This is a genomic window from Nonomuraea sp. NPDC050556 (assembly GCF_044457355.1).
Lineage (GTDB): Bacteria > Actinomycetota > Actinomycetes > Streptosporangiales > Streptosporangiaceae > Nonomuraea.
Window position 1 is genome coordinate 2,955,974 of the sequence record NZ_JBITGU010000001.1, and the last position, 13,994, is coordinate 2,969,967.

General features: G+C 71.1%; 14 protein-coding genes. 5 read left to right on the plus strand and 9 right to left on the minus strand.

Annotated features, from left to right (window positions below; genetic code table 11):
• The first annotated feature begins 2 nt into the window (after positions 1-2).
• The gene (locus ACIBG8_RS14175) at positions 3-968 is read left to right on the plus strand and encodes an aldo/keto reductase (RefSeq protein WP_397343117.1); all 966 of its coding nucleotides are present in this window, start codon (positions 3-5) and stop codon (positions 966-968) included.
• Here ACIBG8_RS14175 and ACIBG8_RS14180 read toward each other — a convergent pair.
• Genes ACIBG8_RS14180 through ACIBG8_RS14205 form a run of 6 tightly spaced genes read right to left on the minus strand, consistent with a single transcriptional unit; the run spans position 965 to position 7,916 of the window.
• Entirely contained in the window at positions 965-3,172 is a 2,208-nt protein-coding gene (locus tag ACIBG8_RS14180) for a hypothetical protein (RefSeq protein WP_397343118.1), read from the minus strand. The two genes, ACIBG8_RS14175 and ACIBG8_RS14180, sit on opposite strands and share 4 nt — an antisense overlap.
• Positions 3,169-4,071 carry an N-acetylglucosamine kinase gene (locus ACIBG8_RS14185; protein WP_397343119.1) on the minus strand — a complete coding sequence of 301 codons (903 nt, stop codon included), beginning with the start codon at positions 4,069-4,071 and terminating at the stop codon, positions 3,169-3,171. The genes ACIBG8_RS14180 and ACIBG8_RS14185 overlap by 4 nt, the downstream gene beginning before the upstream one ends.
• Positions 4,068-4,904 (minus strand): carbohydrate ABC transporter permease, encoded by an 837-nt coding sequence (locus ACIBG8_RS14190; RefSeq protein WP_397343120.1) that lies wholly within the window; start codon positions 4,902-4,904, stop codon positions 4,068-4,070. The genes ACIBG8_RS14185 and ACIBG8_RS14190 overlap by 4 nt, the downstream gene beginning before the upstream one ends.
• Positions 4,904-5,770 carry a carbohydrate ABC transporter permease gene (locus ACIBG8_RS14195; protein WP_397343121.1) on the minus strand — a complete coding sequence of 289 codons (867 nt, stop codon included), beginning with the start codon at positions 5,768-5,770 and terminating at the stop codon, positions 4,904-4,906. The genes ACIBG8_RS14190 and ACIBG8_RS14195 overlap by 1 nt, the downstream gene beginning before the upstream one ends.
• Positions 5,767-7,167 carry an N-acetylglucosamine/diacetylchitobiose ABC transporter substrate-binding protein gene (gene ngcE, locus ACIBG8_RS14200; protein WP_397343122.1) on the minus strand — a complete coding sequence of 467 codons (1,401 nt, stop codon included), beginning with the start codon at positions 7,165-7,167 and terminating at the stop codon, positions 5,767-5,769. Before ngcE ends, ACIBG8_RS14195 begins: the two co-directional genes overlap by 4 nt.
• Entirely contained in the window at positions 7,164-7,916 is a 753-nt protein-coding gene (locus ACIBG8_RS14205) for a sugar isomerase domain-containing protein (RefSeq protein WP_397343123.1), read from the minus strand. Before ACIBG8_RS14205 ends, ngcE begins: the two co-directional genes overlap by 4 nt.
• Before the next feature lie 99 nt (positions 7,917-8,015).
• Here ACIBG8_RS14205 and ACIBG8_RS14210 point away from each other — a divergent pair, with 99 nt between their 5' ends.
• From ACIBG8_RS14210 to ACIBG8_RS14220, 3 genes are read left to right on the plus strand one after another with little or no spacing between them, the layout of a single operon-like run.
• On the plus strand, positions 8,016-8,891 hold the full coding sequence (locus ACIBG8_RS14210) for a MurR/RpiR family transcriptional regulator (RefSeq protein WP_397343124.1): 876 nt from the start codon (positions 8,016-8,018) through the stop codon (positions 8,889-8,891).
• Positions 8,892-8,898: 7 nt separating this feature from the next.
• The gene (gene rhmD / locus ACIBG8_RS14215; protein WP_397343125.1) at positions 8,899-10,086 is read left to right on the plus strand and encodes an L-rhamnonate dehydratase; all 1,188 of its coding nucleotides are present in this window, start codon (positions 8,899-8,901) and stop codon (positions 10,084-10,086) included.
• Positions 10,083-11,027, plus strand: a complete 945-nt coding sequence (locus tag ACIBG8_RS14220; protein WP_397343126.1) for a Gfo/Idh/MocA family protein — start codon at positions 10,083-10,085, stop codon at positions 11,025-11,027. The genes rhmD and ACIBG8_RS14220 overlap by 4 nt, the downstream gene beginning before the upstream one ends.
• Here the strand turns inward: ACIBG8_RS14220 and ACIBG8_RS14225 are convergent.
• Positions 10,982-11,716 (minus strand): DUF427 domain-containing protein, encoded by a 735-nt coding sequence (locus ACIBG8_RS14225; RefSeq protein ID WP_397343127.1) that lies wholly within the window; start codon positions 11,714-11,716, stop codon positions 10,982-10,984. The genes ACIBG8_RS14220 and ACIBG8_RS14225 overlap by 46 nt on opposite strands.
• Before the next feature lie 80 nt (positions 11,717-11,796).
• On the opposite strand from ACIBG8_RS14225, the gene ACIBG8_RS14230 reads away from it, so the two are divergent.
• Positions 11,797-13,056, plus strand: coding sequence for an FAD-binding oxidoreductase (locus ACIBG8_RS14230; protein ID WP_397343128.1), 1,260 nt, complete (start codon positions 11,797-11,799; stop codon positions 13,054-13,056).
• Here the strand turns inward: ACIBG8_RS14230 and ACIBG8_RS14235 are convergent.
• Both ACIBG8_RS14235 and ACIBG8_RS14240 read right to left on the minus strand, forming a co-directional pair.
• A complete protein-coding gene (locus ACIBG8_RS14235; RefSeq protein ID WP_397343129.1) occupies positions 13,037-13,366 on the minus strand; it encodes a DUF6204 family protein in 330 nt (109 codons plus the stop codon). The genes ACIBG8_RS14230 and ACIBG8_RS14235 overlap by 20 nt on opposite strands.
• Before the next feature lie 6 nt (positions 13,367-13,372).
• A complete protein-coding gene (locus ACIBG8_RS14240; protein ID WP_397343130.1) occupies positions 13,373-13,960 on the minus strand; it encodes a hypothetical protein in 588 nt (195 codons plus the stop codon).
• Positions 13,961-13,994 lie beyond the last annotated feature (34 nt).

The window sequence follows — 13,994 nt, forward strand, 5'->3', positions numbered from 1 at the left end:
CCATGAGAACTCTTGGACGCAGCGGCATCGAGGTCAGCGAGATCGGTTTCGGCGCGTGGGCGATCGGCGGGCCGTTCAGCGCGGGCGGCCAGCCGGTCGGCTGGGGCGCGGTGGACGACGACGAGTCGGTCGCCGCGATCCACCGGGCGCTCGACCTGGGCGTCACCTTCTTCGACACCGCCGACGTGTACGGCACCGGCCACAGCGAGCAGGTGCTGCGCCGGGCGCTGGACGGGCGCAGGGACCAGGTGGTGATCGCCACCAAGTTCGGCAACACCTTCGACGCGGCCACGCGCGAGCTGACCGGGCAGGACGTCTCCCCCGCGTACATCCGCAGCGCGTGCCGCGCCTCGCTGGAGAGGCTCGGCACCGACTGGATCGACCTGTACCAGCTGCACTACGGCGCCATGCCGTACGAGCGGGTGGACGAGGTGCTCGCCACGCTGGAGGAGCTGGCCGACGAGGGCCTGATCCGGTCGTACGCGTGGAGCACCGACGACCCGGACCGGGCCGCGGCCTTCGCCAAGGGCCCCCGGTGCACGGCGGTGCAGCACCAGATCAACGTGCTGGAGGACACGCCGGAGATGCTGGCCGTGTGCGCCACGCACGACCTGGCCAGCGTCGACCGGGGTCCGCTGGCGATGGGCCTGCTGTCGGGCAAGTACACGGCCGACAGCAGGCTGCCCGAGGACGACGTCCGCGCCGAGCCCGAGGGACGCTACTTCCGCGGCGGCCGTCCTGCGCCCGAGTACCTGGACCGGCTGGCCGCCGTCCGCGAGGTGCTGACCGCGGGTGGGCGCACCCTGGCGCAGGGGGCGCTCGGCTGGCTGCTGGCCCGCGACAGCCGTACGGTGCCCATTCCTGGGATCAGGACGGTCGCGCAGGCCGAGGAGAACGCCGCGGCGCTCACCCTCGGCCCGCTGACCGGCGCCCAGCTCACCGAGATCCGGACGCTGCTGGGTCGTTAGCGCTTGATCGATACGGCGGTGCCGTACCGCTCCTGGGTTGCCCAGATGGCGGGGATCTGCCACGGGTTGGTGACGGGCTGGCCCTCCCACGCCTCCACCCACACGCCGAAGTTCTGCACCATGATCACGCTGGGGTGCTGCCGTGCGGCCTCCATGTACACGTGCTGCACCGCCTCGATCTTGGCGGGGGTGTCGTACTGCCCGGTGTAGGGCCCGACCACGGTCGGCGGGAAGATGTAGGTGCGGCGCGGACGATCACCCATCTTCTCCAGCGTGGTCAGGAGCGAGTCGAGCCTGGCCGCGTCGGCGCCGTAGTCGTCGACGCCGAGCCAGTCCACCTCGTCCGGGACGTACGTCCTGGGCGAGGCGTCCCCAGCGGCGAGCGTCATCATGATCGGGAACGGCCCGAACCCCTTGCCCGGCGCCATCGACGCCTTGACCGCCGACGCCATCTTCTGCAGGTCGGCGTTGGTGACCCCGTAGACCTGAGCCTCGTCCTTCAGGTAGATCCCCATGAGCCGGTCCTGGTACGGCTTGACCAGCTCCACGAAGGCGTTCCACCGGTCCATCGTCGGGAAGATCGGGCACGTCCCGGAGCACTCGGCGGGGAAGAACTCGTAGCCCGCGTAGAGGGCGCAGGAGTGCGGCGGGCAGCTCTTGAGGTCCTCGATCGCGTACGGCTCGCCCGGGTTGTCGGGCGAGATGCTGATGAAGTGCATGTTCGCGAACCCCTTGGCCTCGGGGATGTGGTTGCCCCAGCGCGACAGGATGCGGGTGGCGAAGTAGCCGTAGTACTCGACGTTCGGGTACGGGTCGACGCGGCTGATGACCAGGTCGTCCACGGTGCTGACCTGCTGGCTGTTGCCGACCCACGCGCCCAGGTACAGGTACGGCTTGGCCAGCGGCACGCCGAGCCCGAAGGTGCGGCTGGAGCCGTTGACGGTGACGACGACCGACGGGTTGGCCGTCGAGGCGCCGGTGACCGCGATCGTGACGGCGAAGCCGTTCGACGCCCTGGTGACGGTCATCGGGGTGGCCCACTGCTGGTCGCCCGACTTGAACAGCTGCACCTTGCCGTCGCGGCTGACGGTCAGGCCGATCTCGACGTTGCCGTTGGTGACGTACCCGGTGGACTTGGCGGTGTGCGACAGCATGACCGAGCTCCAGTCGCTCGGCGCGCTCTTCAGGAGCGGGTCGGGGTCCACCACGGCGGAGACCGTGTAGGAGTCGCTGGAGTCGGCGATCACCGCGCCGTCGAGCCTGACGGCCGACCGGCCGAGCGCGAAGATCAGCTTGCCGGGGTGGTTGGGATGGTTGACCTGCGAGTAGTACGGCTGCGGCGTGGCGTCGGTGGCCCAGTCGCCGGACACGCGGGTGTAGCCGACCGTGTTGAGCGGCACCTGCCTGCCGCCCAGCTTGTCGTTGAGCCCGTAGCCGGGGTCGGTGTCGGTGGAGCCCTCGAAGGTGTCGGCGAACCTGGTCATGCGGCTGACGGTCAGGTTGTCGACGGTGCTGACCTGCTGGGCGTTGCTCACGTACGCGCCCAGGTACAGGTACGGCCTGACCATCGCCGACCCGAGCGTGGCGGTACGGCTCGCGCCGTTCACGGTGACCGTCACCGACGTGCCGGACACGGCGACGCTGGTGGCGAAACCGTTGGACGCGCGCGTCGTCTGCAGCGGGGTGGCCCACTGCGCGGTGCCGTTGCGGAAGAGCTGCACCCGCCCGTCGCGCGCCACGGTCAGTCCGAGGTCGACGTCGGTGTTGGTGACGTACCCGGCCGACTTCGCCGAGCGGGACAGCATGACCGAGCTCCAGTCGGCCGCCGTGCCGCGCACGAGCGGGTCGGGGTCGACGACGGCGGTGACGGTGTAGGTGTCGCCCTCCATCGGCGCGTCCAGGCGCACGGCGGAGCGGCCCAGGGCGAACAGCATCTTGCCGGGGTGGTCGGGGTGGTTGACCTGCGAGTAGTACTCGGCGGGCGGGGTGCTGGTGTCCCACGAGCCGGACACGCGGGTGTAGGTGACGCCGCGCGCTGTGCCGCTCTGACGGGTGGCGAGGGAGTCGTTGAGCCCGTAGGTGGGGTCGGTGTCGCGGGCGCCGTCGAAGGTGTCGGTGAGCGCGGGGGCGACGGCCGCTTCTGCGGGGAGGGCGGGCAGGCCGTACAGGGCGAGGGCTAACAGGGGGACGACGAGCCGTTTCATGTGCGGACCTCTCGTGGGTGGGGGGTGTCGAGGCTGAGGTCGTGCAGGGCCAGCCACGCGGCGGCGCGGGCGGCGTCACCGGCGTGCGTGATCGTGGGGTACGGCAGGCGGGCGGCGAGCGGGCTGCCCTGGGCGAGGAGGCCTCCGGCGAGGACGATGGGCGAGTCGTCGTCCTTGGGCCTGACGGTGGCGAGGGTCTCTTGCAGGTGTGCTGCGGCGCGGTCGAGGATGTCGGCGGCGTGCGGGTCGTGTTCCGCGGCTGCCAGGACGAGCGGGGCGAGTGAGGCGAGGGTGGGCACGGGCGCGGCGTGCACGCGGTGGATGGCCTCCGACGCCGTCTCGCGCGTCATCGGGCGCGGCTCCCCGAAAAGCCCTTCGAGGACACGCGCCGCCAGCAGGCCCCCCGAAGAGGCCTGGTCGATGGTGGTGAGGAGGTGGCGGACGGCTTCTCGGCCGAGCCACACGCCCGAGCCGAGGTCGCCGAGCAGCCACCCGTGCCCGTCCGCGGTCGCCACCGCGACCCGGTCCACCACGTGCGAGGCTGCCGCGCCGGTCCCCGCGAGCAGCACGCTGCCCGTACGGCTGGCCGTACCGGAGACGAAGGCCAGCTCCACGTCGCTCACCAGCCGCGGCGGCGGCACCCCCAAGGACGCCCACATCCGGGCGAAGTCACCGTCAAAACCGCCGAGGCCGCCCGCGATGCCCATCACCGACGCCTCGACGCGCAGATCGGCGACGGCCTGCCGGACGGCTGCGGCGATCGTCGAGACGGCTGCTTCGCCGTACACCACCGGGTTGGCGCCGGGTCCTCGGGCGGACCCCAGCACGGATCCCGAGGCGGACACGACGACGGCCCGCGTGGTCGAGCCGCCGACGTCGAGCCCGAGCGCGAGGGTCATTTGAGCGCCCCCTCCGTCAGCCCGGACTGGATGTGCCGCTGGAAGATCACGTAGACGAGCAGCATGGGCAGGATCGCCATGCTGAGCGCCGCGAACAGCGCACCCCAGTCGGCGTTGTATCCGGCGGCGGTGGAGATGTCGGCGATGCCCTGGGTGAGCACCCATTTGTCGCGCGCGTTGCCGCTGAGCAGGATCAGCGGCAACTGGTACTGGTTCCACTGCCCGAGCACGTTGAAGATCGTGATGCTGACCAGCGCCGGTCTGGCCATGGGCAGCATCACCTGGAAGAACACCCGGCTGTGCGAGGCGCCGTCCATGAACGCGGCCTCGGCCACCGACTCGGGCAGCGTCTTGAAGAACGCGGTGAGGAAGAAGACGGTGAACGGCAGCGAGTAGGCGATGTAGACGAGCACCAGCCCGCCGTGGGTGTCCAGCCCGATGAACGGGATCAGCTGCCCGGTGTTGCGCACCACGAAGAACAGCGGCGTCAGCGCCAGGTAGACGGGGAACGCCATGCCCGACACGAGCACCAGGTAGATCGCGTGGCTGCCGCGGAACGGGTAGCGGGCCAGCACGTAGGCGGCCATCGAGCCGAGCAGCATCGTGCCCGACGTCGACAGGGCCACCACGAGCACGGTGTTGCCCAGGTAGGTGCCGATGTGCGCCTGCTCGAAGGCGCGCACCCAGTTGTCCACCCGCAGCCGCGCGGGCAGCGACCAGGCGGGCCCGAAGATCTCGCTGGTGTTCTTGAACGAGGCGAGCAGCGTCCACGCCATCGGCACGACCACGACGACCGCCCAGAACAGCAGCGCCACGTGCGCGACCCGGCGCATCACCGCGACCGCCGCATCGTCAGGGCGGCGAACGTCATCGTGCAGAAGAACAGCGCGACCCCGATCGCCGAGGCGTAGCCGAACTTCGCGTACTGGAACGCGTTGCGGTACACCTCGTTGGCCAGCACGGTCGTGGAGAAGTCAGGCCCGCCGTGCTCGGCGGTCAGCACGAACACGATGGGGAAGGCGTCGAACGCGGCCACCCCCAGGTACACCCAGCCGACCTGCACGGTGTGGCGCAGCAGCGGCAGCGTGACGTGGCGGAACGAGGCCGCCTTGGACGCGCCGTCGATCTGCGCCGCCTCGTGCAGCTCGCGCGGGATCGCGGCCATCCCGGCGGAGAACAGCACCACGTAGAAGCCGGTGGCCTGCCAGACCAGCACGCCGAGGATCGACCAGAGCGCCAGCCCGGGATCGGTGAGGAACCCGACCGGGTCGAGGCCGAGCGCCATGAGGGCGCCGTTGAGCACACCGCTGGCGTCCGGCCTGAGCACCGACTGGAACATCACCGCGATGACCGTGATCGACAGCACCTGCGGGAAGAAGAAGACGACCTTGTAGAACCCGGCGGCCCGGAATCCGCCCTGGTTGAGCAGATACGCGAAGACGAGGCCGAGTGCGATCGTGATCACCGGCAGCGTGAGCAGCAGCACCGCGTTGTGGCTGAGCGCCTTCCAGAAAACCTCGTCGCCGGCCAGCCGGACGAAGTTGTCCAGCCCCACGAACCGCGGGCTGGCGTTCAGCCCGCGCCAGTCGGTCATCGAGATCTGGAACGCCTGCGCGTAGGGCGAGATCACGTAGACCACGTAGAGCAGGAGCGGCGCTGCCAGGAAGCCGGCGGCGAAGCGCAGTCGGCCCTTCCTCACCGCGAGAACTTCTTGATCGAAGAATCCTTCTTCACCGCGTCCGCCTTCTTCTGCAGGCGGTCGGCCCACTGGTCGGCGGTGATGCGCCCGGTCATCAGCTGCCCGGTGGCCGCGTCCAGCTCGGTGCCGAGCTCGGCGTACCAGCTGTTGAACCGCCAGTCGACGGTGTTGGTGCCCGCGGCGGAGAGCGCGGCCGCCGCGCTCTTGAGCCCCGGCTTGGCGTCTGCGGGCAGCTCGGCGCCCTGGACGGTGGTGAGCGTGGAGACGAGCCCGCTGTACTTGCCCGCGCCCTCCTTGGAGACCATCGTGCGCAGGTACTCCATGCCCGCCCGCGGGTTCTTGCTCTGCGCGGCGACGATGAACCCGGCGCCTGGCGCGGCGTGCAGCGCGGTCTGCGGCAGCGCCTCCTTGTCCGACAGCGCGGGCACCGGGAACATCGCGTAGCCGAAGTCGGCGGGCGCGACGTCCTTCTGCTCGTTCTCCAGCCAGGAGCCGTTGGGGATGATCGCGACCTCACCGGCGTTGTGCCTGGCCTGCGACTCGGTGTGGTTCAGCCCCTCGGTGCCCTGCAGCAGGAAGCCCCTGGCGTGCAGCTCGCCGAACGCGGCGGCCGCCTGCTTCAGCGCCGGAGCCCGCCAGGCGCCGTCCTCGAGGTTGTCGACGCGCTTCATCACGTCCAGGCCGCCGTTCTTGACGGCCATGGCCAGGATGGCCTCCCAGACGTAGCCGGGGTACTTGCCCGCGTAGGCGAACGGCGCGATCCCGGCCTTCTTGATCTCGGCGCAGAGGGTGAGGAACTCCGCCCAGGTCGTCGGCGGCTGCCAGCCCTTGGCGCTGAACAGCTTGGTGGAGTACCAGAACCCCCAGATCATGAAGACGTACGGCACGCTGTACGGCGTGCCGTTGAAGGAGCCCGTCTCGACGGCGACGGGCAGCAGCACGTCGCGCACCTTCTTGCCCGGGTCGTCCCAGGAGGGTGCGTCCAGCAACGGCGTCAGGTCCTGCACCTGGCCGCCCTGCACCAGCGCGGCCAGGTCGAGCGACTGCGCGCCGTCGTTGTTGATCACCTCGGGCGGGGTGCCGCCGACGAAGCGCGGCTGCAGGGTGCCGGAGATCTCCTTGGTGGCGACGTGCTTGAGCTGCACCTTGGGGTGCTTGGCCAGGAACATCGGCTCGTGGATGGTGCGCGCGTAGGCGTCGCCGTACCCTCCGTCGAAGATCACGATCTCGAGCGGTCCGCCCTCGTCCATGCCGAGCGGGTTGCCCGCGCTGATCGCGCCGGTGGCGGTGGCCTGGACGGCCGGGGCGCCGGGCGAGGCGCAGGCGGCGGCGAGCAGGCCGGTGAAGGGCAGCGCGAGCCCGGCGCGTAAGACCTGGCGCCTGGTGGGGGTGGTCATGGGTTCCTCCTCGTGGTGCGACGGATGCGTCCGTCGTAGGTGTTCTCGAGCTCCCTGTTGTGCGCGTCGCCGCCGGCGATGTTGGCCGACAGGTAGACCGGCGGGGTGCGTCCCGCCTCCTCCATGCGGCGCAGCACCTCGGCGACGATCTGCTGGCCGAGCAGCGCGCTGGTGATGGAGGAGATGCCGCAGGCGCGGCCCCCACCGCGCAGCGGCAGGACGGCGTCGCCGTACGGCGCGCCGTTGTCCAGCACGACGTCGGCGTGGTCGGCCAGATGCAGACCGGAGGGGTGCCTGGAGGGCATCTGGCGCGAGTGCCTGGCCGAGGTCACCGCGACCAGCGCGTGGCCGCGCCGCTTGACCAGCCCGGCGAACTCGACGATCAGGCCGTTGACCCCGGAGTTCGAGGCGATCATGAAGATGTCCTCCGGATGCACCGCGGCCGTGTCGTAGAGCCGCTGGGCCGCGCCAGGGTCGCGTTCGAGCAGCGGGTCGTCCGCGCCGTCAAGGTCGTTGACGGTGATGCGGTTGGCCGCGACGAGCCCGCCGGCCCTGCCGGACATCTCCATCGCGAACGCCTCGGAGTGGCCGCTCCCGAAGGCCTGCACGATCCCGCCCGCCTCGATAGCGTTCGTGACCAGTTCTGCCGCCTTGTCGACGAGCGGCGCCTGGCTCAGGCCCACACTGGCCACGGCGTCGTGGACGGCGGACAGGTAACCGGCCGCAGAGAGCGACAAATTTTTCTCCATGTCGCGATAAGATGAGGCCGTTTGCCGTCCAAGTCAAGACATTGACGGTCAGAGCGAAGAAGAATTATTCTCCGTGTCGGACACGAGAAGGGGGACTCCATGGCGAGCGTTGAGGGCATCGTCGACCGGCTCGGCGAGCTGGCGCCCGCGATGCCGGAGGCGCAGCGGTCGATCGCCGAGCTGGTGCTGGCCGATCCAGGCGCGGTGGCCAGAATGACCATCCTCGACCTGGCCGAGCGGTGCGGGGTCTCCACGGGCAGCATCACGCGGCTGTGCCGCGCGCTGGGCCTGACCGGCTACGCGGAGCTGCGGCTGGCCCTGGCCTCCGACAGCGTCAGGACGACCACGGCCCAGCCGTGGAGCATGGCGATCGGCGCCGACGTGGCCGAGGACGACGACATCCACCGCATCGCCGAGGTCGTCTCGGCCACGATCACCGCCGCCGTGACCGAGACCGTCGCCGGGCTCGACCTGGCCGTGCTCGACCGGGTGGCCGCGCAGCTCACGGTGGCACGCAGGGTCTGGGTGTTCGGCGCGGGCGGCAGCTCGACGGTCGCCTCCGAGCTGCAGCAGCGCCTCTACCACCTGGGCATCGCCGCGTGGACGTCCATGGACACCCACGTGGCGCTCAGCGCCGCCGCGCTGGCAGGGCCGCGCGACGTGATGGTGTCCATCTCGCACGGCGGGCGCACCAAGGAGGCCGTCGACCTGCTGAACGAGGCGATGTCGCACGGCGCGACCACGGTCGCGGTCACCAACGACGCCGAGTCGCCGCTGGCGGCGACGGCCGAGCTGGTCCTGCTCACCTCGGTGCGCGAGACCGGGTTCCGCACCGAGTCGCTGGCCTCCAGGCACGGCCAGCTGGCCGTCGTGGACATGCTCTTCATCGCGATAGCGCAGCGCTCGTTCGAGCAGGCGGCCGAGGCGATGGCGGCCGCACACGAGGCGGTCAAACCGTACAAGCAACAGAGCTAGGAGCAGCGTGGACCGGATCGTCGCCGTGCGGGCCTTCGTGGCCGACTACGTGAACCTGCCGCCCTCCGCGCCCGCCGACGGCGACCCCGAGGGGTTACGCCAGTGGAAGCGGCGCAAGGTGGCCAGCCCGATGAGCCAGCACGCCGACTTCCGCGACAACCGGATGGCGGCGATCGGGCCCAACTCGCAGCAGACCGTGGTCGTGGAGGTGGAGAGCGCCTCTGGGCACGTGGGCGTGGGCACCACCAACGGCGGCGTCGTGGTCGCGGCGCTGGTGGAGCTGCACCTGGCCTACCTGGTGGAGGGGCAGAGCCCGTTCGCGCACGAGGTGCTGTGGGACCGGATGTTCAACAGCACGCTGCACTACGGGCGCAAGGGGCTGGCGCTGCACGCGATCTCGGCCGTGGACCTCGCGGTGTGGGACCTGCACGGGCGCATCACGCAGCAGCCGGTGCACGAGCTGCTCGGCGGCAAGATCCACTCGTCCGTGTCGTTGTACGCGACGGGGCCGCTGGCGGACGTGGCGCAGAAGCTGGGGTTCTGGGGGGCGAAGATCCCGCTGACGTACGCGCCGGTGGAGGGCCTGGCCGGGTTCGACGCCAATCTGGCGATCGCCGCTGATGCCCGCTCCGCGGTGGGGGCGGATTTTCCGCTCATGTACGACTGCTGGATGTCGCTCGACGTCTCCTACGCCGCCAGGCTCGGCGCCGCGCTGATGCCGCTGGGGTTCCACTGGCTGGAGGAGCCGCTGCGCCCCGACGCCTACGCCGCGCACCGGCGGCTGCGTTCGCGGCTGCCGCGCGGGCTCGACCTGGCCTCGGGCGAGCACGAGTACACCGCGGACGGGTTCCGCCTGCTGTGCGAGGCCGGGGTGGACGTCATCCAGCCCGACCCCAACTGGTGCGGCGGGCTCACCGAGCTGCGCAGGATCTCGGAGGTCGCGCGGGAGCACGGGGTACGGCTCATCCCGCACACCGGCGGCCACCACGCCTACCATTTCGTCGCCACCCGGCCGGAGCCGCCGCTGGCGGAGTTCGGCATCTTCGCCGGTGACTGCTCGGGCCTGGTCCCCCAGCATCCGATCTTCACCGGGGAGGTCCTGCCCGTCGACGGTACGGTCACCCTGTCCGACGCGCCGGGCTTCGGCCTGGACCTCGACCCGTCGGTCGAGCTGCAGCGGCCGGTCACCCGATGACCGTGCGCCTGGCGGTCGTCGGGACGGGCTGGTGGGCGCGGTTCGCCCACCTGCCGGGGATCGCCGAATGCCCGGACGCGTCGCTGGCGTCGGTCTCCGAGGAGTCGCTGCCCGCTCCTGGCACGGCGGACGGGGTGGTGATCGCCACTCCGCACCACACGCACTATCCGCTGGCCGCGGCGGCGCTCGACGCCGGGTTCCACGTGCTGGTGGAGAAGCCGATGACGACCAGCGGTCCGGAGGCATGGGATCTGGTGGACCGCGCGGAGCGCGCCGGGCTGCACCTGTCGGTGGGCTACACCGCCCAGTACACCGGCGCGGCCGTGGCGGCCCGCGCGGCCGTACAGGAGGAGATCGGGGAGCTGGCCTGCGTCAGCGGGGAGCTGGCCTCGACCATGATGGGCCTGATCGCGACCAACCCCACCTACGCCGACGGGCAGGCGCGCGGCCAGCTCACCCACCTGGCCGGAGCCCTGACCCACACGACGGGCCAGGCGGCCGCGCAGGTCTTCGCGATGATGGCGAGCCACGCCCTGGACGTGGACGTCAGCGACGCCCTCACCGTCCGCCTGACCGGCGGCGCCCTGGTCAGCCTCGCCTCCACCGGGACGCTGCCCGAGGGCCTCCCCCACAGGAACGTGCTGCGCTACTACGGCACGGCGGGGACGGTGGAGCACGACCTCCAGTACGGCACGGCCGTCATCCGCCGCCACGACGGCTGGGAACGGCGCGTCACGCAGCCGACCAGCGACCCGGTCTGGCCCAGGTACGCCCCGGTCCAGGCCTTCGCCCGCCTGATCGCTGGCACCGGCCCCAACCACGCCCCCGGCGCGGCAGCGGCGGCGGCCGTCGACCTCGTCGAGGCCGCCCGCGCCTCAGCGTCCTCGGGGACCGTTCAGAACCTGGACCTGGGGCGCTCCTGGAGCACGTCGTCCACGTAGATGTCGACCTTCTCGTTGTAGAACGCGACCAGGCCGGTGATCTTCTGGGACTCCGGCAGCGGGGTGCGGTAGGACCAGGCGAGGTCGGCGTGGCCGTTCACGGACCAGTACTCCGCCTGCCCCTTGTACGGGCAGTGGGTCTCCGTGTCGGTGTGCGTGAGGGCGTCCTGGCGGATGTCGGTCTTCGGGAGGTAGTAGCGGGTCGGCAGGCCCGTCTCGAAGAGCAGGGTGGCGTTGCGCGAGTCGGCCACGGTCTCGCCGTCCACCTCGACGCGCACGTGGCGGGAGGAGTGCAGGATGTCGACCCGCGTGTAGGGGTCACGGGCGTGGGTGAAGACCTCCTCGTCCTCCTCGAACCAGCCGTCCATGAGCTTCCACTCGAAGCGCACGTAGTCCTTGAGCACCGGGGAGTCCGGGTAGACGAGGGCCGCCTCCGCCTCGCTGCGTCCTCCGGCGGTGACGGTGTAGAGGGTGGCGTCGCCCCTGCTGGGCGAGTGCCTGGTGCCGCCGTCGGCCTTCAGCGCGTCCTGGCGCACGTCGGCGAGCGGCAAGTAGTACGTCGGGTAGTACGGCACCTCCCACACGAGCAGCGCCCCGGTGGTGTCGGCCAGTTTGGTCCCGCCGAAGTACACGCGCACCCGCTTCGCCGAGGGCTCCACGCGCACCCGGCCCTTCTGTGCAGTCTCCATGAGCGCGGCAACCGCCAGACTTCTTCGGATATTTCCGCTTTGGGAGGTAGAAAACGGTGGCGCGGCTCCGACCACGGAGCATGACGACAATTCACCCAGGCGACGCGCAGTACGACCAGCTCCGCCGTACCTTCACCCACACCGGCTCCCCCGCCGTGATCATCCTTCCCGCCGACGCCCGCGAGGTGGCCCAGGCCGTACGGCAGGCCCGCGAGGAGGGCCTGGAGCTGTCGGTGCGCAGCGGCGGCCACAGCGGCGCCGGGTTCGGCACCAACGACGGCGGCATGGTCATCGACCTGTCCCGCCTCGACGGCGTGGAGGTCGACGGGGACCTCGTCAGGATCGGCACCGGCGCCACCTGGGGCCAGGTCGCCGCCCAGCTCGCCCCGCACGGCCTCGCCGTCTCCTCTGGGGACACCTCGACCGTCGGCGTCGGCGGGCTGATGCTGGGGGGCGGCATCGGCTGGATGGTGCGCAAGCACGGCCTCGCGCTCGACCACCTGGTCGCCGCCGAGCTCGTGACGGCGGACGGCGACGTCCTGTGGATCGACGCCGAGCACCACGCCGACCTGTTCTGGGCGGTCAGGGGCGGCGGCGGGAACGTCGGGATCGTCACGACGTTCGAGGTCAGGGCGCGGCGCGAGACGACCGTGGTCTTCGGCACCATCACCTACCCCCTCGACGAGGCGGCGACGGTGCTCAGGGGGTGGCGCGACGCCATGCGGCAGGCGCCGGACGAGCTCACCACCACCGTGCACCTGCTGCCGTTCGACGGCGGCGCGCTGATGATCACCGTCTGCTTCGCCGGGGAGGACGCGTCGGCGGTCGAGCCGCTGCTGCGGCTGGGGACGGTGCAGAGCAAGGAGCTGGCTCGCGTGCCGTACCAGGACACGCTGGGCACCCCGATGGAGTTCCCGCCGGGGTGGCTGCCGATGGTCCGCAACCGGTTCGTGCCGTCGCTGGGCGACGAGCTGATCGACCTCGTGGTGGCCGCGGCCGGGCGGGTGCCGATGATGGTGATGGAGCTGCGGGCGCTGGGCGGGGCGATGGGCCGCGTCCCGTCCGGCGCGACGGCGTTCGCGCACCGCGACAGCGAGATCATGCTGACGACCGCGGTGCTCGGGACCCCGGCCGAGCACGACGTGGATGATTTCGACGCCATGTGGGCGGGGTTCGAGCCGTACGGCCGGGGCGCCTACGCCAACTTCCTGAGCGAGGTCCGGCCTCGAGACCTGGCCGCGGTCTACCCGGGCGAGACAGGGGTACGGCTGGCGCGGATCAAGCGCGCGGCCGACCCGGCCAACCTGTTCAGCCGCAACGTCAACGTCGGCGGATCTTGACGTCACGCATGTCGGTCACGGTGACGTCGAGCGGCCCGTGCCCGTAGCCGCCCTCGCGTCCACCTCCGAGCCTGGCTGCGGCCCTGGCGAGAGCCTCGTCCACGGCCTCCTTCTCCCCCTCGGCGTCGTCCACGGTGACGATGACGCGGAAGGTGAAGGGGCCGAGGTCGGAGTAGAAGGCCAGGCCGCCCTCCTGAGTGAAGCCGACCTGGGAGAAGTCGTCCGCCTGGGGCAGCAGTGCGGCCCGCTGTCCCTCGGTGAGGTCGCTGAACCTGCCTCTGATCATGATCCGGTAGTCGTGCACAAGCACCTGAACCTACACGCCGAAGGCGGCCAGGGTCGACCAGGTTACGGCGGTGCCGACGATCGCGCCCGCGAGGACCTGGGCGGGTGTGTGGTGGGCGACCCTGACCCTGGCCCAGCAGATCAGCCCCACGATGGCCGCGCCGATGACGGCGGTGGGGACGGGCGGGAGGACGTGGGCGAACACGACGACCGTTCCCGCCGAGACGGCGGCGTGGAAGGAGATCTTCCACGCCAGCGTGATCGGCACGGTGACGGCGAGCGCGGCGAGCATGGCGGTGACGGTGGCCACGAGGAGGGTGGGCGCGTCGAGTACGGCCAGCAGCACGAGCGCCGCCACGACGGCGGCGACGGCGGCCAGGAGGGGGCCTCGGCGGCGGGTGCGGTCGACGAGGTGGTGGGAGTCGAGCCTGCCCGACCGCACGCCGATCGCGATCACCAGGGCGGGGACTCCCCCGCACAGCGCGGAGGCCAGGAGCCCCCAGAGCGCGCCCTGCCAGCCGTGCGCGATCATCCCGACGACGGGGGGCATCGCGATCACGAGCACCTGGGGGGACATGACGTCGGTCACCCGTCGCGCCACGAGGTCAGCACCAGCCATGCAGCGAGGGTAGCCCGATGATCAACACCCCGCG